Here is a 20,255-nt window from a genome sequence, read left to right on the forward strand (position 1 = left end):
ATTCCGGACCGACCCCCGGCAGGCAGCGCCCTGGTGGGGCTCAGCCGGTGTTGCGCATCCCGGCCGCGACGCCGTTGATGGTGATGAGCATCGCGCGCTGGAGCTGAACGTCGGTCCGTCCGCCGTCCGCCTCGGACCGCACGCGCCGCAGCAGTTCCACCTGGAGGTAGGAGATGGGGTCGAGGTACTGGTCGCGGACCGCGAGGGACCGCTTGAGGACCGGCTGGTCGTCGAGCAGTTCGTGTTCGCCCGTCAGCAGCCTGATCTCGGCGAGCGTGAGCTCGTACTCCTCCCGGATCACGCCGAAGAGGTGCTGCAGTTCACTCGGGACGAGGGCCTCGACGTAGTGCGCGGCGATCTCCAGGTCGGTCTTCGCGAGGGTCATCTCCACGTTCGAGACGACGGTGCGGAAGAAGTGCCAGCGGTCCAGCATCTCCGTCAGCAGTCCCTCGTGGCCGGCCTCCCGCGCAGCGCGCAGTCCGGAGCCCACGCCGAACCAGCCGGGGACGATCTGCCGGGACTGGGTCCAGCCGAAGACCCACGGGATGGCACGGAGCCCGCCGAGTCCGCTGCCCGAATCGGGCCGCTTGGCGGGCCGCGAGCCGATGTTCAGCGAACCGAGCTGCTCCACCGGGGTGGAGGCGAGGAAGTACGCGGGCAGGTCCTCGTGGTCGATGAGCGAACGGTAGCGGGCGAACGCGGCGTCCGACACCGTCTCCATGACCTCCGCCCAGCGGTCCCGCTCGTCGTCGGACGATCGCGGCGTGCGGTGCAGTGCGGACCCCTGCATGACCGCGGCCAGGGACAGCTCGAGGTTCTCCCGGGCGAGGGCGGGCAGCGAGTACTTGTCGCTGATGACCTCGCCCTGCTCGGTGAACTTGATCTCGCCCTCGAGGACGCCGTTGGGCTGCGCGACGATGGCGTCGTACGTGGGGCCGCCGCCGCGGCCCACAGATCCGCCGCGGCCGTGGAACAGCCGGAGCCGGACCCCGTGCTTCGCGGCGACGTCGCGCAGGAGCCGCTGCGTCTTGTGGATCTCCCAGAGGCTCGTGAGGACGCCCGATTCCTTGTTGGAGTCGGAGTAGCCGAGCATCACCTCCTGCACGTCCCCGCGCAGGCGCACCACCTCACGGTAGGTGGGGTCGGAGAGCAGGGTATCGACGATCCGGGCGGAGACCCGCAGCTCGTCGACCGTCTCGAGGAGCGGCGCGAAGCCGATCTTCGCGAACGCGCCGGAGTCCGCGCCCCCGGAGCCGCTCCCGACCACGTCGACCAGTCCTGCCTCGCGGGCGAGCACCACCGGGGCGAGGACGTCGTCCGCGCCGCGCGTCATGGAGACGATGTAGGTCTCGATGACGTCCGGGCCGTAGGTCTGCAGCGCGGACGCGATCTCGCGGAAGACGTCGAAGGTGCGGCGTGCGCCGTCGTCCAGGGGAGGATTCGCCGTCGCCAGCGGACGCCGGGACGCCAGTTCGTGCGACAGCGTCCGGAGCCGGTCGGCGCGGGACTGGTCGAGGTAGGGGACCTCCAGCTCGCCCAGCCGGTCGGTCAGCTGGGCGATCGCCTCGTGGTGCATGTCCGCGTGTTCGCGGACGTCGAGGGTCGCGAGGTGCAGCCCGAAGGAGGAGATGACGCGCGACGCGGTGGCCAGCGCCCCGTCCGCGGCGAGGCCCGCCGCGTGCTCCCGGAGGGAGTCCCCGACGAGCTCGAGATCCGCCAGCACCTGCGCGGTGTCGTTGTAGTCGCGGCCGGGCTCGTGCGCGGTGTGGTTCTGCACGCGGGTCGCGGTGTTGAGCAGTTTGGCCTTCACGCAGGTCAGCTTGAGGCGGTAGGGCTCCTGCGCGTTGAGCTCGAGGATCCGCTTGTCGAGCCGCGGGAGGTTCGCCAGGTCACGCCGGATGGACGCCGTCAGCTCCTCGGACGCCGCGACGATGGCCGTCGAGGACGAGAGCGACGAGATGAGCCGGTCGACGAAGTGGATGGCGATGCGGACGGCCTGCTGGTTCTGGATCTGCAGGATCTCGCGGGTCACGGCCGCGGTGACGTTGGGGTTGCCGTCGCGGTCGCCTCCGATCCACGAGCCGAACCGGAGGGGCGCTCCTTCGCGGGGCAGGGCCACGCCGTGCTCGGCCAGGAGGTCGGTGAGATCCTCGAGCAGTTCCGGCATGGACGTGGTGAGGATGTTGCCGAGGTAGTAGATGGCGTTCCGGGCCTCGTCGATGGGCGTGGGCCGCACCTGCCGCAGTTCGTCCGTCTGCCAGATCAGGTCGATGACCTCCGCGAGCCGCCGGTCCTGACGGCGGCGGCGCTGGGAGCCCTCCGGCGTGGGCTCGGCGAGGATGTCCGAGAGCCGACGGAGCTTGTCCAGGACCGACCGCCGCGAGGCCTCGGTGGGGTGCGCCGTGAAGACGGGGCGCACGTCGAGGGACGCGACGACGTCGGCCAGCGCGTCGGGACCGGCGTCGGTGGCGATGCGGGACACGGTCTGCGCGAGCCAGCCGTCCTCCTCGGGCCGCGCCCGCAGGCCCCGCACGCGGTGGACCTGCTCCGCGGCGTTGGCCAGGTGGAAGTACGCGGCGAACGCGCGCACCAGGTCCGTCGCCTGGTCGATGGGCAGCGCGGCCAACAGTTCCCGTACGCGCCCGGCGAGCTCCGCCCGTTCACCGGCGTCGCCGACCGTGCCCGATTCCTTGGACTGCTTCGTGAGCAGGCGGACGCGCTCCACGAGGTCCAGCAGTTCCTGTCCGTGCTGCCGGACGAGCGATTCGCCGAGCAGCGTGCTGACGCGCCGCACGTCGGCGCGGAGTTCGGCACTGATGTCTCCTGCCGCGTCGCGGGACCGCTCACTGGCGGGAGGGGCGATCACTTCGGGGGGCACTGTCACAACGGCCTGCTTTCAGGTCACGGAGAACGGGCGTATGCGACATTGGATACGACGGATGATGGTCGGATTTTACCCGGCGCTGTGGCGTGCGCCTCACCCGGTCCGTCATATGAAGCGGCTCCGTCCGGCGTCAGGCGCGGCGGTCAGCGCAGGGGCAGGGCGACGACGACGAACAGTGCCAGCGCACCGAGCAGCGCCACTGCTGCGGCGGTCCCCACGACGCCGACGACGTCGGCCTCGATCCGCCCGTCCCGGATCCCGCGGGCGCTGCGGTGGTAGCGGCGGGCCTGCCCGGCGGTGATCGCGAGGGCCGTCACGGCGGTCAGCAGGGTCAGCCCGAGGGGGAACCAGCCGTGGCTGGGCACCCAGCGGAGCAGGAGGACGCCCGCGACGACCAGGGCGAGCATGGTCCGGTTCCAGGCCAGCGTGGTCCGTTCGGGCTGCAGCCCGGGATCCGCGTGCGGTCTCGACACCGGGTCGTCCTGCGGGGCGCGCACGGTCAGGCGTTGCCCAGGACGACGACGAGGAACGCCGCGGCGACGAGCGCGCCCCCGCCGGCGAGGACCGGCACGAGGACCGTGAGCGGCAGGGGTGCCTGCCGGCGCATGGCGCGTTCCACCGCGAGCCAGCGGACGCCGGCCGCCACGGCGAGGACCATCGCGAGCAGCAGGAGCACGACGGCGAGCCCGGTCCGGACCGGCTGCGCGAACGTGTCCGTGGTGAAGGCCTCGACGGCGACGCCCCCGGCGAGGAGTGCGAGCGCCGTCCGGATCCACGCGAGGAACGTCCGTTCATTGGCGAGGGTGAACCGGGGATCCGGCTCCGTCCCGCCGCCGAGGATCCGCGCGGAACCGCGCGGGCGTCCCGGGCCACGCCCGGGCTGGTCGTCGCTGGAAGAGGTCACGCGCCCATGGTAGGTCCGCCGGCCGGTCTGCTGCTGCTGCAGTTCAGGCGAAGGCCGAGATGCCCGTCAGCGCCCTGCCCACGATCAGGCTGTTGATCTCGTAGGAGCCCTCGTAGGTGTAGACGGCTTCCGCGTCGGCGAAGATCTTCGCCATGCCGAAGTCCGTCAGGATCCCGTTCCCGCCGAGGATGCCGCGCCCGAGCGCCACGGTCTCGCGCATCCGGGCCGTCGTGAAGGACTTGGCGAAGGCGGCCTGCGCCATGTCGGACGCGCCCTGCTCCTGCAGCTGGGCGATGCGCGCCATGACCCCGAGGCTCGCCGTCGTGTTGCCCATCATCGTGACGAGCTGGTCCTGGACGAGCTGGAAGCCCGCGATCGGCCGCCCGAACTGGTGCCGTTCGACGGCGTACCGGCGGGCGACGTCGAACGCCGCCAGTTGCTGGCCTACGGCCTGCCAGCCGACGAGGATCCGGCTGCCGAGCAGGAGCTGCCGGGTGTCGCCGAAGGATTCGATGCCCGCGAAGCGGTCGGTCTCGTCGATGCGAACGCCCGTCAGGGTGATGTCCGCGTTCTGGACCGTCCGGAGCGCGGTCTTGTTCGCGATGACGGTGCGCGTCACCCCGGGCAGGGTCGCGTCGAGGATGAAGCCCCGCACGCCCCCGGTCTCGGTGTCCCGCGCCCACAGGAGCATGTAGTCGCAGAACGTCCCGTTGCCGATCCACCGCTTCGCGCCGTCGATCACCCAGGTGTCGCCGTCGCGCGTGGCGGTGGTCGCCATGCCGCCGGCGACGTCGGAGCCGTGCAGCGGTTCGGTGAGCGCGAACGCCCCGGTGATCGTCAGGTCCATGGCGTCCTGCAGGAGCCGCGCCTTCTGCTCCGCGCTGCCGAAGGTGTGCAGGGCCTCGACGAAGAGGTCGTGGTGGACCATGAAGAACGTCGCGATCGACGTGTCCGCGCGGGTCATCTCGGCGATCACGAGGCCGCTGAACAGACTGCTGTAGCCCTGCTGCACCGGCGTGCTGAGGCGCAGCTCCGCCAGTTTCGGCAGGAGCTCGTGGGGGAACTCGGCCTTGTTCCACCACTCGACGGCGCGCGGCGAGACCTCCTTGTCCAGGAAGTCCCGGACCTCCTGCAGTTTCGCGCGCTCATGGGTGGGCAGGAGGGATTCGAAGCCGAGGAAATCGGCGGTGGGCAGCTGGCTCATCTTCGAGCCGTCCTTTCGATGGGGCTGAGACCGGGAGCGGCGCTATCTCGGCGCCATGCGGATGGCGCCGTCGAGGCGGATCGTCTCGCCGTTGAGCATCTGGTTCCCGACGATGTGCGCCGCGAGCGCCGCGTACTCGACGGGCTTGCCGAGGCGGGACGGGTGCGGCACCTGGGCCCCGAGGGAGTCCTGCGCCTCCTGCGGCAGTCCGGCCATCATGGGCGTCTCGAAGATGCCGGGGGCGATCGTGACCACGCGGATCAGGGACCGCGCGAGTTCCCGCGCGATCGGCAGCGTCATGGCCGCGACACCGCCCTTGGACGCGGCGTAGGCGGGCTGCCCGATCTGGCCGTCGAACGCCGCGACGGACGCGGTGTTGATGATGACGCCGCGCTCGTCCGAGCCGCCGAGGCCCGTCACGGTGGGGGTGGCGGCCATCGCTTCGGCGGCGAGGCGGATGACGTTGAAGGTCCCCACGAGATTGACGGTGATGACGCGCGCGAACTGCTCGAGCGGCAGGACGCCGTCTCGCCCGAGGACCTTCCCCGGCGTCGCGATGCCCGCGCAGTTGACGACGATCCGCAGCGGACCGAGGCCGGCGGCGGCATCGACGGCGGTCTGGACCTGGGCGGGGTCGGCGACGTCGGCGGCGACGAACCGCACCCGCTCGCCCCTCGGGTCCAGCTCCGCGGCAGCATCGGCGCCGGCGGAGTGCGGGAGGTCCACGAGCACCACTGCCGCTCCGTCCTCGAACAGCCTGCGGGCCGTGGCGAACCCGAGCCCGGAGGCGCCGCCGGTGACGAGGGCCACTGCTCCCCTGATGTCCATGCCTGGTCCTTCCACCTCCGGAGGACCGCCGTTGGTCCATCCCCGCGCCCAGCGTACTGTGACGTGGCCCACTGCGCACCCGGCGCGGCATCCGCTGCGCATCCTGCCCAATCCTGCAGCGCACGGCCGTGACTAGGGTGGTCACATGCCCATCCCCGACGACGCCCCCGCCGCCGCTGCCCGGAGCGTGCGGCACCTGTTCGCCCGTCGGAGCCTGCGGGTGCCCGGCACGCGCCTCGCGGCGATCGCTCTCCCGGCTCCGACCGGTCCCCGGAGCCACTGGCACTACTGGTGGCAGGCCCACTACCTCGACTGCCTGCTGGACGAGCACCTACGCGACGCCGGGACGGGAGCACTGGCCGAGGCACGGAAGCTGGCCCGCGGCATCTGGCTGAGGAACGGTGCCCGCTGGCGGAACGCCTACTACGACGACATGGCCTGGCTCGCGCTCGCCCTGCAGCGCCTCGACGCGCTGGACGGGCGGCATCGCCCGCGGCGCCGGGTCCGGGTGCTCGGTGCCGCGCTCCGGTCGGCGCACACCCCCGACCTGGGCGGCGGCGTCTACTGGAACACCACGCGGGACTACAAGAACACCCCCAGCACCGCGCCCGCCGCGCTCTTCTTCGCGCGGGCGGGCGAGACCGGGCGGGCGCAGGAGCTCCTCGACTGGCTGAGGGAGCGCCTGATCGATCCCTCGACCGGTCTCTACCTCGACGGGGTCACGGCCGACGGCCGGGTGGAACGGTCCCTGCACACGTACAACCAGGGCACGGTGCTCGGCGCGCTGCTCGCCGCCGGCGGACCGGACAACCTGCGGCACGCGGCCGGGCTCGCCGTCGCGGTGGCCCGGGAGGTCGCCGACGACGACGGCGTGCTGCCGCTGGCCGCCGCCGGGGACGCGGGCCTCTTCACGGGGATCCTCGCCCGCTACCTCGCCCAAGCCGCTCCGGCGGAGATCGGCGCGCCCGCGGCGACGGGGGTCAGGGCCGTCCTCGACGCGACGGCGGACCACGTCTGGTCCGGCCGCCGCACGGACCCTTCCGGCCTGCTCACGTTCCCGCCGCACCAGGACGGCCCCGTCAGCCTGTCCTCCCAGATCCAGGCCTGGGCGATCCTGGAAGCCGCCCACGCGGCAGGTTCCCGGGCCGTCCGAGGGCCCGGGTGACAGACTGCTCCCATGGAGACCTCACCCCGCGACCATGACCTCGTCCTCTACGGCGCGACCGGTTTCGTCGGCGAACTGATCGCCGCCCACCTCGCCACGCACGCCCCGGCCGGCCTGCGGATCGGACTCGCGGGCCGTTCGACGGGCAGGCTCGAGGCGGTCCGGTCGCGGTTGCCTGCCGCCGCCCACGCGTGGCCCCTCATCGAGGCCGACTCGGCGGACACCGGCTCGATCACCGCCCTGGCCGAAAGCACGCGGGTGCTCTTCACGACCGTCGGCCCGTACGCCAGGTACGGGCTGCCCGTCGTCGAGGCCTGCGCGCGGGCCGGCACGCACTACGGTGACCTCACCGGTGAGGTGGCCTTCGTCCGCGAGGCGATCGACCGCTGCGACACCCCGGCCAGGGCCAGCGGCGCGCGGATCGTCCACTCGTGCGGTTACGACTCCGTGCCGTCCGATCTCGCGGTGCTGCTGCTCCACGAGGCGGCGGCAGCCGACGGCGCCGGCGCCCTGACCGAGGTCCAGCTCGTCGCGACGGCCAGGGGCGGCATCAGCGGAGGCACCCTCGAGTCGATGCGCGGGCAGCTGGACGGGATGCGCTCGAGCGCCGCCCTGCGGTCGCTCATCGCCGACCCCTACGCGCTCAGCCCGGACCGGGCACGGGAGCCGGTGATACCGCAGCCCGCCGACGCGGGTCCTGTGCGCCGCACCGGCGAGGGCCTGTGGACCGCACCCTTCATCATGGCCGCCGCCAACACCCGCCTCGTGCGCCGCAGCAACGCGCTGCAGAACTGGGCCTACGGCCGGTCCCTGCGATACGGCGAGGTGATGGGGGTTGCCCGCGGCCCGGCGGGCGCGGTCCTCGCCGGTGCGACGGCGCTCGGACTCGGCGCGTTCGCCCGCGCGATGGCGTTCCCGGCCACCCGGCGCCTGCTCGACCGCGTGCTGCCCGCACCAGGGACGGGCCCCAGTGCCGACACGCAGCGCAAGGGCTGGTTCCGCTCCGAGGTGACGGCCCGCACCGAGGGCGGGCACCGTTACCGGGCGATCGCCGCCGGCCCGGGTGACCCCGGCTATGCGGCCACCGCCGTCATGGCCGGCGAGTCGGCGCTGGCCCTGGCGCTGGACGGCGACCGGCTCCCGCCGGCGAGCGGATCCCTGACACCCGCCACCGCGCTCGGCGACGTCCTCGTGCAACGGCTCCGTGCGGCCGGGCACACCTACGAGGTGACCAGGCTGGCCTGACCCGGCGTCAGTCGCTCGTCGTCGAGCCCTTCCCCTGCGGGTAGAGCGTCTCCCCGCGCGCCAGCATGGCGGCGAACTTCGCCATGTTGCGCTCCTTCGCCGCCTCGGTCTTCAGCTGGGACAGCCGGAAGATCATGGCGTAGCGGTTCTGCGAGGACAGGGTGCGGTAGGTGGCGAGCGCGGCGTCGTCGGCCTCGATCGCGGCCAGGAGTTCGGGGGGCATCTCGGCGTTCGCCGGCCCGGAATAGGCCCGCTCCCACCGGCCGTCGGCCTGCGCCGCCGCCACCGCCCGCTCACCGGCGTCCCGCATGCGTCCCTCGGCGCGGAGCCGCTCGATGTGGCCCTGGTTGCGGACGGACCAGATGCTCCGTGGGCCGCGTGGCGTGAAGCGCTGGAAGTAGCTGTGCTCGTCCCGGGATCTCGCCTGGCCGTCGATCCAGCCGAAGCAGAGGGCCTCGTCGAGGGCCTCCGCGTAGGAGAGCTGCGTCGTCGTCCCGCCCTTCTTGTGCTCGATCAGCCAGACGCCGGGAGAGGTCGCGTGGTTCTCCTCGAGCCACGACCGCCACGCCGCGGCATCGGGCAGGAGGAGTTCGGGGAGTTCGGCCTTCATGCGACCACCCTAGGGCGCACCGTGCCATTCCGGAACGGGGTTGCTGGCATGCTGGGCAGGCCCCGCCGACTACGTGAAGGAGGTTCGATGCTCCGCGTCAGACCGCTCGTCCACACATCCGATCCCGCCGCCGCGGCCGGCTTCCTCCGCGCGCTCGGGCTCAGCCCCGCACTGGACCCTGCACCGAACGGCTCCTTCGCCGTGTTCGACGCCGGAAGCGGGCGCCTCGCCCTGCACCGCTGCGTCCCGGGCAGCCCGGCGGACGGCACCACGGCCCTCGGGTTCGAGGTCGGCGACGTGCGGGAGTTCGCGCGCCGGACGGCGGAGGCGGGGACCGCCGTCGTGCTCACCGAGGAGGGCGGCAACCTCGCCGCGCGCGTCACGGCGCCGGACGGCACGTCCTTCTCCGCAGGCGCCGGTCCGCGAGAGACGCGTGGGCCGGCGTCGCCGCTGTCCGTCCTCGCCGTGTGGTCCACGCCCGACGTCGGGCCTGCCGCGACGGTGCTCGAGGACATCGGGGCGAAGCCGCGGACCGGCCCCGGGACATGGCGCGACTTCCGGGCCAAGAACGGAGGCCTCGCCGCCGCGCGCAGGGCAGACCGCATCGACGTCGCCCTGGCCTTCGAGTACGGCGGCGACGTGCGGGACCTCCTTGCAGGGCTCATCGGGGACGGCTTCGGGCCCGTCGTCGTCGAGGGCGCGACCGGGCGCTCGCTGTGCGTACCCTCCCCGTGGGGCGCGGAGGTGCGGATCAGCGAGGCCGCGCCCTGACACCCGCACCTCTCCGCCGATTCAGCCACGGGCCGAAGAACAGCGCGCCGCCTGCCCCGTGCGGGGCCTCTGCGATAGAACTGGGGTATGAACGTTCGCACCCCTGACCCCAATCCGGGCTGGCTCTCCGAAGATGACCTGTACGAGGCCCGCCGCCGCCTGCCCATGGTGTACGTGGAGGCGATTCCCGTGCGGTGCGACGCCCTCGGCTACGTGAACGAGGTCGGCCTGCTGCTGCAGGCGAGCGAGCAGGGCGAGATGGAGCGCACCTTCGTCTCCGGACGCGTCATGTACCGGGAGACCATCAGGGCCGCGCTGCTGCGACACCTCGAGAAGGACCTGGGGCCGCTGGCCCTGCCGCAGCTGCCGCCGTCGCCCGTGCCCTTCACGATCGCGGAGTACTTCCCGTCCCCCTCGGAGACGGGGCTGACCGACGACCGCCAGCACGCGGTCGCCCTCGCGTACCTCATCCCCGTCACGGGCGAGTGCGACCCGCGGCAGGACGCCCTGGAGCTGTCCTGGCTGACGCCGTCCGAGGCGCTGAGCCCGTCGATCCAGGCCGAGTTCTCGGGCGGGCGCGCGGACCTGCTGCGCCAGGCCCTGGCCCACGCCGGCTGGGGGCGCTGACCCGGCGGCGCCCGCCGGGCCCCGCGTTCCCGTATCGTTCTATGGGCGCGCTGGGGCGTCGGTGAACATCCAGGGGGCTACAGGCAGAGGTTGGCACGACGTACATGATGGTGAACAGGGTGGACAGGACAGGGCTGCGCGCGGTCCCGGCGGAGATGCTGGCGACCGGCGACGTGCTGGCACTCCCCGACGGCGGGGACACGGCCGAGGTCACGGCGGTCGGGGTCGAGAACGACGCCTTCGGGGTGCCCGCGCTCGTCGTGGCTACCGTCGCCGGGGATCGCCGCGTCACGATCGCCACGGGTTCGATGGTCTACGTGGAGCCCGCCGACGCCGAGATCGGGGTCTCCGCCGTCGCCGCCGACCACGGATCCCCGGAAGCGCTCGTCGCCCAGGTGGCCCAGGCGCACCCCGACAGCACGGGCATCCAGGACGTCGCCGGGCGGCTCGCCCGGGGGATCAACCTCAAGTCCGGCAGCAACCTGCAGGACCTGCACCAGCTGGCGCTCGCCCTGTTCGTGGACGAGGGCGACGCCGCGGCGGCCCTGAGCATCGCCGACCTCCTGGCGGAGCTCCCGTTCGACGGGAACTTCGGCCGCTGGAAGTGGATCGAGGGCGGCCTCGCGATCGCCGCCTACCTCACCCGTCACGACGAGGACCGCTCCCGCCGGTACTCGGCCGCGATCCGCGCGGCCGACGACGCCGAGACGGATCCGCTGCGCGCGAAGACCAGCGCCGTGTACCGGCAGCGGCAGCTCAACGAACCCAACGTCTACGACCCCGAGATCCTGCGCGCCTCCACGGCGGGTCGGATCGACGTCGAACGCGACTGGCGCGTCCTCCGCATCGGCGTCCTCCTGTACCTGCGGGCGCACGGCGGGTCGGAGACGCTGGGCCGGGACGTCCTGGAGCGGCGGATCGCCGCGGAGCTCGCCGCCGTCGCCGCCCTCAACGCGGAGCTCGCCGCCCGGTAGCCGTCGGGCCGGCCGCCGTCGGGCTGGCAAAATGGGGTGGTGCACCCACAATCCCAGCAGTCCTCGTTCTCGTTCACCGTCCACAGTCGCATCGAGGACACGACGCCGGGAGCCGGGAGCGGCGGGCCGCGGCACGGGCGGACCGGGACGATCAGCACCCCGCACGGGGAGATCCGCACCCCCGCGTTCATCCCGGTGGGCACCAAGGCGACCGTGAAGGCCGTACTGCCCGGGTCCATGGCCGAGCTCGGCGCCCAGGCGCTGCTCGCCAACGCCTACCACCTGTACCTGCAGCCGGGGGCCGACATCCTCGACGAGGCCGGCGGGCTCGGTGCGTTCATGAACTGGCCCGGGCCCACGTTCACGGATTCCGGCGGCTTCCAGGTGATGAGCCTGGGATCGGGCTTCAAGAAGGTCATCACCATGGACGTCCCGGTGGACGCCGACAAGGCCGGCGCCGATGATCGCGTCGCCGTCGGCAAGGAGCGCCTCGCGCACATCGACGACGACGGCGTCTGGTTCAAGAGCCACCTCAACGGCGACCGCCACCGCTTCTCGCCGGAGATCTCCATGCAGGTGCAGCACCAGCTCGGGGCGGACATCATGTTCGCCTTCGACGAGCTGACCACCCTCATGAACTCGCGCAACTACCAGGAGGAGTCCCTGGAACGGACCCGGCTCTGGGCCGTGCGCTGCATCGCCGAACACCAGCGGCTCACCGATGAGCGCAGCCACCGTCCCTACCAGGCCCTGTTCGGGGTCATCCAGGGTGCCCAGTACGAGGACCTCCGCCGGAAGGCGTCCGCCGATCTCGGTGCCATGGACTTCGACGGGTTCGGGATCGGCGGTGCCCTCGAGAAGGAAAACCTCGGGACGATCCTCGGCTGGTGCAGCGACGAACTGCCCGAGAACAAGCCGCGCCATCTGCTCGGCATCTCCGAGCCCGACGACCTCTTCACGGGCATCGAGAACGGTGCCGACACCTTCGACTGCGTCTCGCCCACCCGGGTTGCGCGGAACTCCGCGTTCTACACCCCGGACGGACGGTGGAACCTCTCCAACGCACGCTTCCGCCGGGACTTCACGCCGCTGGTCGAGGGCTGCGACTGCTACACCTGCACCCACTACACGCGTGCGTACATCCACCACCTGTTCAAGGCGAAGGAGATGGTCTCGGCGACGCTCATCTCGATCCACAACGAGCGCTTCGTGGTGCGCATGGTCGACGACGCCCGGGCCGCGATCGGCGACGGCACCTTCTACGACCTGAAGGCCGAGGTGCTGGGCCGGTACTACTCCTGAGGCCCGGACGTGCGGGACCGGCGTCCCGGGCGCCCGGAAGCGCCCCAGCAGATGTCAAGTCCACCGGAGGGTGCGCAGGAGGAAAAGACAAGTAGCCTTATTATCAGTAGGGTTAGGACTTGCAGGTGGAGGCTGTGCCTCCGCGAAGGAGTCATGAAGAGGCTCTCTTACCGCCCAATCCGGGCGAACGATCATCGTGCCGCTGTCATGGCCTTCCACAGGTGGGTTCCCGACGCTCCGTCGGGGCGCACCCCGGAGAAGGTTCCCGCGGAGCGGCACGTGCATGACTGAGATGAAAGAAGATCTGACATGGCAGAGAACACTTCCGGGGCGAGTACGCCCAAGAGCCGCAGGAACGACGTCGTCGCTGCGGAGAAGGAACGTTTCGGCGGCATCAAGTGGGGCTCGGCGTTCTTCGGCTGGCTCACCGCGATCGGACTGACCGTCCTGCTCAGCGCCCTGGCCACCGCCGTCGGCGCAGGCGTGGGAGCCGCGAACACCAGCGGGGCCTCGGACGCCGCCAACCAGGCCACCCAGAACGCGGAGACCATAGGGATCGTCAGCGGCATCGTCCTCGCGATCGTCCTGTTCCTCGCGTACTACTGCGGCGGGTACGTCGCAGGCCGCATGGCCCGCTTCGACGGCGTGAAGCAGGGCGTCGCCGTGTGGGTGTGGGGCATCATCATCGCGATCGTCGTCGCCATCCTCGCCGCCATCGCCGGTGACCGGTTCAACGTCCTCTCGAGCATCGGCGGCGCCCCCCAGATCCCCGTCGACGGCAGCCTGCTGACCGCCAGCGGCCTCATCGCCCTGGCGATCGCCGTTGTCGTCCCCCTGATCGGGGCCATCCTCGGCGGCAAGGCCGGCATGCGCTTCCACCGCAAGGTCGACCAGGCGGGCATCAACCACCAGGCCGGCATCAACGGCTGACAGCCGGCACGAGCAGCGGACAGCAAGACCATCACCGTCACACTAGAAGGAGCTTTTCATGATCACGCAGACTGACATCGACACCATCCTCTCCGGCCGCGGACACGTCCTCGACTCCCAGGGCTCCAAGATCGGCTCGATCGGCCAGGTGTACCTGGACGACCAGACGCAGGACCCGAGCTGGGTCACCGTCAAGACCGGCCTGTTCGGCACCTCGGAGTCCTTCGCGCCCCTCCAGGGGGCGAACATCAACGGCAACGACGTGACCATCGGGTACAGCAAGGACCAGGTCAAGGACGCGCCCCGCATCGAATCCGATGGCGACCTCAGCCCCGAGGAAGAGGACCGCCTCTACCGCCACTACGGGCTCTCCGGCCACACCGCGCAGACCACGGGCACGTCCGGCGGCGACTTCCTCGACACGGACACCACCCGCACCACGACGGCCAACGCCGGGACGAGCGGATACGAGCCCGGCTTCCAGGCCGGCGATGAGCGTCACGACCGCTCGGACACCACGGTGGGCCACGACACCTCCGGCCCGACCACCGATGATGCGATGACCCGCTCGGAGGAGCAGCTCCGTGTCGGTACCGAGCGCCGCGAAGCCGGCCGGGCACGCCTGCGGAAGTACGTCGTCACCGAGAACGTCACCACGACCGTCCCCGTGACCCACGAAGAGGTGCGCGTCCAGCGTGAACCCATCACGGACGCCAACCGTGGCGATGCCCTCGCCGGCCCCTCGATCAGCGAGGAGGAACACGAAGTGGTCCTCCACGCCGAGCGTCCCGTGGTCCAGAAGGAAGCCGTCCCGGTCGAGCGCGTCCGCCTCGACAAGGAGACCGTCACCGCCCAGGAGACCGTCACCGAAGAGGTCCGCAAGGAGAAGATCGAGATCCTCGACGCCGACGGCACCGACGTCGACAACACCACGAGGAACAAGCGCTAGAACCCAGCGCTCACCACACGAACCACACCGACGGTGGGGTGCTGCGATCGCAGCACCCCACCGTTCGTCGTCGAGCCCGTCACCCACGCTCCGACGGCACGGGTCCCCGGGAACGGGGGTGCGCTGACCTGCCGGTCCCGGACGCAGCGACGGCTCTTCGAACGCGTTCACTTCCGGGCTACACTGCGAATCGAACACGTTCGAAAAGGAGACCCGTGCCCTCGTCCACCGCCAAGAGCGAGGCAACCCGCGGGTTGCTGGTCTCCACCGCGCTCCGGCTGTTCCGCGAGACCGGTTACGAGAGGACGACCATGCGGGCCATCGCCACAGCAGCGGACGTCTCCACCGGCAGTGCCTACTACTACTTCGCCTCGAAGGACGACCTCGTCCACGAGCTGTACCGCAGCCTCCAGGAGGAACACCGCTCCCGCGCCCTCCCCCGTCTCCGCGACGGCCAGAATCTCGGCGAACTCCTGCGGATCGTCCTGAACACGGGGATCGACGTCCTGGGGCCGTATCACGACTTCGGCCCGAACTTCATCCGCATCGCGGTCAGGCCGTCCACGACGACGAGCCCGTCCGGCGGTGAACCCGCCGTCGCGCGGGCCCGCGCCATCGCACTCTTCCGGCAGGCCGTGGCGATGTCCCGGCCGCAACCGCCCCTGGCCATCCGCGACGACCTCCCCGAACTCCTCCGGTACGCCTCCCTGGCCATCACCCTCTTCTGGGTGTACGACTCGTCCCCCGGCCAGGTCCGCACCCGGCGGCTCATCGACCAGGCGGCGCCGCTCATCTCGAAGGTCGTGATCCTCTCCCGGCTTCCCGTGGTGCGCAAGATCGTCGAGGACATCGTGCAGTTGATCCGGGGGACCCGGCAGTGACGTCCGAGGACGGCGCCGGAGACGTCACCACGGGTCCCCGCCACCGGGTGACGTTCGGTCCGGGCGCCGTCGCCGTGGGGTTCCTCGTGGGGCTCGTGACCCTCGCCCTCGCGTTCGCCGTGCCCTGGGGGCCGCAGGCACCGGGCGTCTTCCTCCTGGCGCTCTGGTACGGCGCCGGCATCGGCATCCTCACCGGCCTGCCCCTCGGCGTCGTGCTCGGGCTCCTGCTGCGCCCTGTCGTGAACCAGTGGGTGCACGTCGGGGTCTTCTTCGCGGGGTTCGCCGCGGCCGCCTTCCTCATCGCGACCCTGCTCTCCCCCTCCACCCTCCTGGGGGACAGCCTGCCCACCGCACTCGTCATCGGAGGCGCAGCCGCCCTGGCCCGGGCCAGCGTCTGGAAGCTGGTCCGCGTGCAATGAACCCCGCCGGGATCGCCCTCGCCGGGACCTCGGATACCGTCCCCGTCCCGGATCGGGTGGCCGCCGTCGAGCCGGGTCGGGCAGACTAGGGAGATGTCCGAGACCCAGCTTTCCGCAGCCCCCGCCGTCACCCTCACCGTCGCCGGCTCCGAGGCGACAGGCGGCGCCGGAGCCCAGGCCGACCTCAAGACGTTCCAGGAACTCGGCGTCTACGGCATCGTGGCCCTGACCTGCATCGTGTCCTTCGACCCGAAGAACGAGTGGCAGCACCGGTTCGTACCCGTGGACCAGCAGGTGATCGCCGACCAGCTCGAGGCCATCCAGTCCTGCTACCCCCTCCGCACCGTGAAGCTGGGCATGCTCGGGACGCCGGCCACCATCGACACCGTGGCCTCGGCACTGAAGAGCCAGGAGTGGGACAACGTGGTCCTCGACCCGGTGCTCATCTGCAAGGGGCAGGAGCCGGGTGCCGCCCTCGACACCGATGAAGCACTCAAGGCGACGATCCTGCCGCTGGCCACCTTCGTGACCCCCAACCACTTCGAGGCCGAGTCCCTCTCCGGCATCACCATCGGATCACTCGACGACCTGAAGGAGGCCGCCCGCATCATCCACCGCGACAGCGGCGCGGTGGTCCTCGCCAAGGGCGGCGTGCGGATCGAGGGCCCCGACGCCGTCGACGTCTACTTCGACGGCGAGACACTCGAGGTCCTGGCCTCCCCCAAGGTGGGCGAGGTCGCCGTCAGCGGCGCCGGCTGCACGCTCGCGGCGGCGATCGCGGCGGAGCTCGCGAAGGGCTCGACCCCGCTGGAGGCCGCCCGCACCGCCAAGGCCTTCGTGACCGAGGGCATCCGCCACCGCGTCGCCTCCAACGCCCCCTTCGACGCCGTCTGGCAGGGCGGCGCGGGGTCCGTCCGGTAGCCGGCACGCCATGGACGCCGCAGGGCAGGGGAGCGCCGGGGCAGGGGACACCCCGGCTCCGGACGGTGCCCCCGGCGGGCGGGGTTCTTCCGTGCAGCGGGAGCACCGGCGCGACGACGGACGCGGCGAGAGCCAGAACCAGCGCCTGGACCGCAACTGGCAGGAGATGCTGCAGGAGCTGCGCGTCATGCAGGCGGGCATCCAGATCCTCGCGGGGTTCCTGCTGATCCTGCCCTTCCAGCGCCGCTTCGAGGAGCTCGACGATCTCCAGGTGACCGTCTATCTGTGCCTGCTGTGCCTGTCCGTGCTGATCCAGGTCCTGTTGCTGTCCACCGTCAATCTGCACCGGACCCTGTTCGGCCTCCATCTGAAGGGGACGCTGGTGCAGCACACCTCCGCCATCATCCCGATCGCGACGGCGCTCGTGGGAGTGGTGCTCGCGGGAAGCCTCGGGCTGGTCTTCGATCTCGTGCTGGGCAGGACTGCCAGTCTCGCCGTGACGGGCACGCTTCTCGGCGTGGAGGCGATCCTCTGGGTCGTCTACCCGCTGGGGCTCCGCCGACGTGCGCTCAGGCAGCGGCACTGACCCGCCGCCGTCGAGCTCGGGAAGCGCACCGCCGTCGAGCTCCGGAAGCGCACCGCCGTCAGCGCGGGTGGGCCGACCTCAGCCCGAATGCGTCGCGAGGAACGCGTACACCTCGGTCTCGTCGACGCCCGGGAAGGCCCCCGGCGGCATGGCCGCGAGCAGGTGCGAGTGGGCACGCGCGCTCGGCCAGGCGTGTCCGGCCCATTCCCGCGCGAGGTCGGCCGGCGGCTGGCGGCAGCATGACTCGTCGGGGCAGAAGGACTTCTCGCGGATGTCCGTGTCCCGCCCGCGGAACCATTTCACGTGCGCGTACGGCACCCCGATGCTGAGGGAGAACTCCCCGCTGGCCGACCGCTCGGTGCGTGCCGTGCACCAGTAGGTGCCGCTCGGGGTGTCCGTGTACTGGTTGTACGCGCGGAACTTGTCCTGCACGTCGAACACCACGCGGGAGGTCCAGCGGCGGCAGGAGGGCTGGCCCTCGATGGCGCCCGTATGGTCCTGCGGGAAGGTCACGCCGTCGTTCTCGTAGGCCTTGTAGATGATCCCGCTCTTGTGCGTCTTCTGGAAGTGGGTGGGGATGTCGAGGTGCTCGGTGGCGAGGTTGGTGAACCGGTGCGCTGCGGTCTCGTAGGACACGGCGAAGTTGTCGCGGATGTCCTCCACGGAGATCTCCTTCGCCGCCTTCGCCCGCGTCAGGAACTCGACCGTGGGCCGCTCGGGAAGCAGGAGCGCCGCGGCGAAGTAGTTGGTGGCCACCCGCTGGCGCAGGAACTCGCCGTAGTTCTCGGGCGTCCTGTGCTCCAGGACGTAATGCCCGAGCGCCTGCAGCAGCACCGAGCGGGGATCGTGGTCGGTGCGCTGCGACTGCGTGAGGTAGATGCGGCGGTTCTTGAGGTCCGTGACGGACCGGGTGGAGTGCGGGAGGTCGCCCACGTGGTGCAGGGAGAAGCCGAGGTGCGCGGCGATATCCGCGATCAGGTGCTGGGAGACCGGGCCCGTGCTGTACCCGACGGCATCGAGCACGGCCTGCGCCTGGACCTCGATCTCCTGGAAGTAGTTGTTCCGCTCCCGCATGACGGCGCGGAGCTCGGCGTTCGCCCGCCGCGCCTCCTCCGGGGTGGCCACCTGCTCGTTCAGCCGGCGTTCGAGCTCCCCCTGCAGACCCACGAGGGACTCCAGCACCTCCAGCGGCAGCCTCGACGAGACGCGGACCTTCGGCAGCCCCAGTGATTCATAGAGGGGGCCGCGCTGCGCACGCTCGAGGGCGATCTCCAGGGCGGCACGGCGTGACGGCGGTTCCGCGCCCAGCAGCTCGTCGATCGTCACGCCGAGCGCCGCCGCGAGGCGCTGGAGCATGCCGAGCTTGGGTTCCCGCTTGCCGTTCTCGACGAGGGACAGCTGTGATGCCACGCTGCCGACGGCGGCGCCCAGGTCATCGAGGGTCAGGCCCTTGGCCTTCCGGAGATGCCGCACGCGCCGCCCGAGGCTGATGAGGTCCAGGGCCTCGCCCTCCGCGTGCGGGGCGACGGGGGTCGCGGAGGAGGGCTTGGCCCAGGCGGGAGTCGTCATTTCTTGACGATAGGCGAAGAAGTGCGTTTCTTGCCAGGCCTACGGGGTAGGAACTCCAAGAGAAAGAGCGAATCGTTGTCTCCACACCCGCCGGGACATCCGGTCACCGACCAAGGAGACAGCAATGACGCAGGAACCCTCACTTTCGACTCCCTTCTCCGCCGGCCTGCAGGGCGCGGCAGCGGACGCCGCCCGGGATCTGGACCTCGAGTGGTCGGCGGACCCGCGCTGGGCCGGCGTCCGGCGCGACTACTCGTCGTCCGACGTCGTCCGCCTGCGCGGCAGCGTCCAGGAGGAGCACACGCTCGCGCGGCGCGGCGCAGAAAAGCTGTGGCGCCAGCTCACCGCCGAGGCCGGCACCGGCGGGTACACCAACGCCCTCGGTGCCCTGACCGGCAACCAGGCCGTGCAGCAGGTCAAGGCCGGGCTGCGCGCCATCTACCTGTCCGGCTGGCAGGTCGCCGCGGATGCCAACAACTCCGGGCACACCTACCCGGACCAGTCGCTGTACCCGGCGAACTCCGTGCCCACCGTCGTCCGCCGCATCAACAACGCACTGCTGCGCGCCGACCAGATCGAATGGGCGGAGGGCGCCCCGACCGTCGAGGACTGGCTGGTGCCGATCGTCGCCGACGCCGAGGCGGGTTTCGGCGGACCGCTCAACGCCTACGAGCTGATGAAGTCGATGATCCAGGCCGGCGCCGCCGGCATCCACTGGGAGGACCAGCTCGCCTCGGAGAAGAAGTGCGGGCACCTCGGGGGCAAGGTCCTGATCCCCACCCAGCAGCACGTGCGCACCCTGAACGCCGCGCGTCTGGCGGCCGACGTCGCGGGGACGCCGTCGGTCATCGTCGCCCGCACCGACGCCGAGGCCGCCACCCTCATCACGTCCGACGTCGACGAGCGCGACCAGCCGTTCGTCACCGGCGAGCGCACCCCCGAGGGTTTCTACCACGTGCGCAACGGCCTCGAGGCGTGCATCGCCCGCGGCCGGGCCTACGCCCCGTACGCGGACCTGCTCTGGATGGAGACCGGCACGCCGGACCTCGACCTGGCGCGGCGCTTCGCCGAGGGGATCAAGGCGGAGTTCCCGGACCAGATGCTCGCGTACAACTGCTCGCCGTCGTTCAACTGGCGCAAGCACCTCGACGACGCCACCATCGCCAGGTTCCAGCGCGAACTCGGCGCCATGGGGTTCACGTTCCAGTTCATCACCCTCGCCGGCTTCCACGCGCTCAACTACTCGATGTTCGACCTCGCCCACGGCTACGCCCGCGACGGCATGAGCGCCTACGTGGACCTGCAGGAGCGCGAGTTCGCCGCCGAGTCCCGCGGCTACACCGCCACCAAGCACCAGCGCGAGGTCGGCACGGGCTACTTCGACCAGGTGGCCACCGCCCTCAACCCCGGCGGCAGCACGCTCGCGCTCGCCGGGTCCACCGAGGCGCAGCAGTTCCACTGACCCCCCTCCCCCGCCGAGAGGGCA

General features: G+C 71.3%; 20 protein-coding genes. 13 read left to right on the top strand and 7 right to left on the bottom strand.

The features are described 5' to 3' along the window. Positions 1 to 40 precede the first annotated feature (40 nt). From ppc to ACX80P_RS13505, 5 genes are all read right to left on the bottom strand, one after another. A complete protein-coding gene (ppc, locus tag ACX80P_RS13485; protein ID WP_459278745.1) occupies positions 41 to 2,878 on the bottom strand; it encodes a phosphoenolpyruvate carboxylase in 2,838 nt (945 codons plus the stop codon). A 149-nt stretch (positions 2,879 to 3,027) separates the two neighbouring features. Beyond that, on the bottom strand, positions 3,028 to 3,357 hold the full coding sequence (locus ACX80P_RS13490) for a DUF202 domain-containing protein (protein WP_459278619.1): 330 nt from the start codon (positions 3,355 to 3,357) through the stop codon (positions 3,028 to 3,030). Between the two features lie 26 nt (positions 3,358 to 3,383). Beyond that, the gene (locus tag ACX80P_RS13495) at positions 3,384 to 3,788 is read right to left on the bottom strand and encodes a YidH family protein (RefSeq protein WP_459278620.1); all 405 of its coding nucleotides are present in this window, start codon (positions 3,786 to 3,788) and stop codon (positions 3,384 to 3,386) included. 43 nt (positions 3,789 to 3,831) lie between these two features. Then, the gene (locus ACX80P_RS13500; protein WP_459278621.1) at positions 3,832 to 4,992 is read right to left on the bottom strand and encodes an acyl-CoA dehydrogenase family protein; all 1,161 of its coding nucleotides are present in this window, start codon (positions 4,990 to 4,992) and stop codon (positions 3,832 to 3,834) included. Positions 4,993 to 5,034: 42 nt separating this feature from the next. Next, positions 5,035 to 5,820, bottom strand: a complete 786-nt coding sequence (locus ACX80P_RS13505) for an SDR family NAD(P)-dependent oxidoreductase (protein ID WP_459278622.1) — start codon at positions 5,818 to 5,820, stop codon at positions 5,035 to 5,037. A 145-nt stretch (positions 5,821 to 5,965) separates the two neighbouring features. Between ACX80P_RS13505 and ACX80P_RS13510 the strand changes: the two genes are divergently transcribed. After that, the gene (locus ACX80P_RS13510; RefSeq protein WP_459278623.1) at positions 5,966 to 6,985 is read left to right on the top strand and encodes a glycoside hydrolase family 76 protein; all 1,020 of its coding nucleotides are present in this window, start codon (positions 5,966 to 5,968) and stop codon (positions 6,983 to 6,985) included. A 12-nt stretch (positions 6,986 to 6,997) separates the two neighbouring features. Then, positions 6,998 to 8,230, top strand: coding sequence for a saccharopine dehydrogenase family protein (locus ACX80P_RS13515; RefSeq protein WP_459278624.1), 1,233 nt, complete (start codon positions 6,998 to 7,000; stop codon positions 8,228 to 8,230). Between the two features lie 7 nt (positions 8,231 to 8,237). Here the strand turns inward: ACX80P_RS13515 and ACX80P_RS13520 are convergent, their stop codons facing one another. After that, complete coding sequence (locus ACX80P_RS13520) at positions 8,238 to 8,840, bottom strand: YdeI/OmpD-associated family protein (RefSeq protein WP_459278625.1); 603 nt, start codon at positions 8,838 to 8,840, stop codon at positions 8,238 to 8,240. Between the two features lie 87 nt (positions 8,841 to 8,927). On the opposite strand from ACX80P_RS13520, the gene ACX80P_RS13525 reads away from it, so the two are divergent. From ACX80P_RS13525 to ACX80P_RS13570, 10 genes are all read left to right on the top strand, one after another. Beyond that, positions 8,928 to 9,611, top strand: coding sequence for a VOC family protein (locus ACX80P_RS13525; RefSeq protein WP_459278626.1), 684 nt, complete (start codon positions 8,928 to 8,930; stop codon positions 9,609 to 9,611). Positions 9,612 to 9,698: 87 nt separating this feature from the next. Next, a complete protein-coding gene (locus ACX80P_RS13530) occupies positions 9,699 to 10,238 on the top strand; it encodes an NUDIX hydrolase family protein (RefSeq protein WP_459278627.1) in 540 nt (179 codons plus the stop codon). 104 nt (positions 10,239 to 10,342) lie between these two features. Further along, positions 10,343 to 11,212, top strand: coding sequence for a DUF6707 family protein (locus ACX80P_RS13535; RefSeq protein WP_459278628.1), 870 nt, complete (start codon positions 10,343 to 10,345; stop codon positions 11,210 to 11,212). Positions 11,213 to 11,251: 39 nt separating this feature from the next. Then, entirely contained in the window at positions 11,252 to 12,514 is a 1,263-nt protein-coding gene (gene tgt, locus ACX80P_RS13540) for a tRNA guanosine(34) transglycosylase Tgt (RefSeq protein WP_459278629.1), read from the top strand. A 309-nt stretch (positions 12,515 to 12,823) separates the two neighbouring features. Continuing rightward, positions 12,824 to 13,444, top strand: coding sequence for a hypothetical protein (locus ACX80P_RS13545; protein ID WP_459278630.1), 621 nt, complete (start codon positions 12,824 to 12,826; stop codon positions 13,442 to 13,444). Positions 13,445 to 13,502: 58 nt separating this feature from the next. Next, on the top strand, positions 13,503 to 14,393 hold the full coding sequence (locus ACX80P_RS13550) for a DUF2382 domain-containing protein (RefSeq protein ID WP_459278631.1): 891 nt from the start codon (positions 13,503 to 13,505) through the stop codon (positions 14,391 to 14,393). 215 nt (positions 14,394 to 14,608) lie between these two features. Then, positions 14,609 to 15,274: a TetR/AcrR family transcriptional regulator gene (locus ACX80P_RS13555; RefSeq protein WP_459278632.1), complete on the top strand. Its 666-nt coding sequence runs from the start codon at positions 14,609 to 14,611 to the stop codon at positions 15,272 to 15,274. Next, positions 15,271 to 15,693, top strand: a complete 423-nt coding sequence (locus tag ACX80P_RS13560; protein ID WP_459278633.1) for a hypothetical protein — start codon at positions 15,271 to 15,273, stop codon at positions 15,691 to 15,693. The genes ACX80P_RS13555 and ACX80P_RS13560 overlap by 4 nt, the downstream gene beginning before the upstream one ends. 93 nt (positions 15,694 to 15,786) lie before the next feature. Continuing rightward, positions 15,787 to 16,614 (top strand): hydroxymethylpyrimidine/phosphomethylpyrimidine kinase, encoded by an 828-nt coding sequence (thiD, locus tag ACX80P_RS13565; protein ID WP_459278634.1) that lies wholly within the window; start codon positions 15,787 to 15,789, stop codon positions 16,612 to 16,614. Between the two features lie 10 nt (positions 16,615 to 16,624). Beyond that, positions 16,625 to 17,200 carry a DUF6328 family protein gene (locus ACX80P_RS13570; RefSeq protein ID WP_459278635.1) on the top strand — a complete coding sequence of 192 codons (576 nt, stop codon included), beginning with the start codon at positions 16,625 to 16,627 and terminating at the stop codon, positions 17,198 to 17,200. A gap of 78 nt (positions 17,201 to 17,278) precedes the next feature. Here ACX80P_RS13570 and ACX80P_RS13575 read toward each other — a convergent pair whose 3' ends face one another. Continuing rightward, entirely contained in the window at positions 17,279 to 18,769 is a 1,491-nt protein-coding gene (locus ACX80P_RS13575) for a helix-turn-helix domain-containing protein (RefSeq protein ID WP_459278636.1), read from the bottom strand. Positions 18,770 to 18,893: 124 nt separating this feature from the next. Between ACX80P_RS13575 and aceA the strand changes: the two genes are divergently transcribed. Continuing rightward, a complete protein-coding gene (aceA, locus tag ACX80P_RS13580) occupies positions 18,894 to 20,231 on the top strand; it encodes an isocitrate lyase (protein ID WP_459278637.1) in 1,338 nt (445 codons plus the stop codon). Positions 20,232 to 20,255: the final 24 nt, after the last annotated feature.

The organism is Arthrobacter arabinosi (assembly GCF_054511115.1).

Bases quoted from the DNA above. Each gene is read 5' to 3' on its own strand.
- ACX80P_RS13500 (WP_459278621.1), bottom strand. From the start codon at position 4,992: ATGAGCCAGCTGCCCACCGCCGATTTCCTCGGCTTCGAATCCCTCCTG.
- ACX80P_RS13505 (WP_459278622.1), bottom strand. From the start codon at position 5,820: ATGGACATCAGGGGAGCAGTGGCCCTCGTCACCGGCGGCGCCTCCGGG.
- ACX80P_RS13510 (WP_459278623.1), top strand. From the start codon at position 5,966: ATGCCCATCCCCGACGACGCCCCCGCCGCCGCTGCCCGGAGCGTGCGG.
- ACX80P_RS13515 (WP_459278624.1), top strand. From the start codon at position 6,998: ATGGAGACCTCACCCCGCGACCATGACCTCGTCCTCTACGGCGCGACC.
- ACX80P_RS13520 (WP_459278625.1), bottom strand. From the start codon at position 8,840: ATGAAGGCCGAACTCCCCGAACTCCTCCTGCCCGATGCCGCGGCGTGG.
- ACX80P_RS13525 (WP_459278626.1), top strand. From the start codon at position 8,928: ATGCTCCGCGTCAGACCGCTCGTCCACACATCCGATCCCGCCGCCGCG.
- ACX80P_RS13530 (WP_459278627.1), top strand. From the start codon at position 9,699: ATGAACGTTCGCACCCCTGACCCCAATCCGGGCTGGCTCTCCGAAGAT.
- ACX80P_RS13535 (WP_459278628.1), top strand. From the start codon at position 10,343: ATGATGGTGAACAGGGTGGACAGGACAGGGCTGCGCGCGGTCCCGGCG.
- ACX80P_RS13545 (WP_459278630.1), top strand. From the start codon at position 12,824: ATGGCAGAGAACACTTCCGGGGCGAGTACGCCCAAGAGCCGCAGGAAC.
- ACX80P_RS13550 (WP_459278631.1), top strand. From the start codon at position 13,503: ATGATCACGCAGACTGACATCGACACCATCCTCTCCGGCCGCGGACAC.
- thiD (WP_459278634.1), top strand. From the start codon at position 15,787: ATGTCCGAGACCCAGCTTTCCGCAGCCCCCGCCGTCACCCTCACCGTC.
- ACX80P_RS13570 (WP_459278635.1), top strand. From the start codon at position 16,625: ATGGACGCCGCAGGGCAGGGGAGCGCCGGGGCAGGGGACACCCCGGCT.
- ACX80P_RS13575 (WP_459278636.1), bottom strand. From the start codon at position 18,769: ATGACGACTCCCGCCTGGGCCAAGCCCTCCTCCGCGACCCCCGTCGCC.
- aceA (WP_459278637.1), top strand. From the start codon at position 18,894: ATGACGCAGGAACCCTCACTTTCGACTCCCTTCTCCGCCGGCCTGCAG.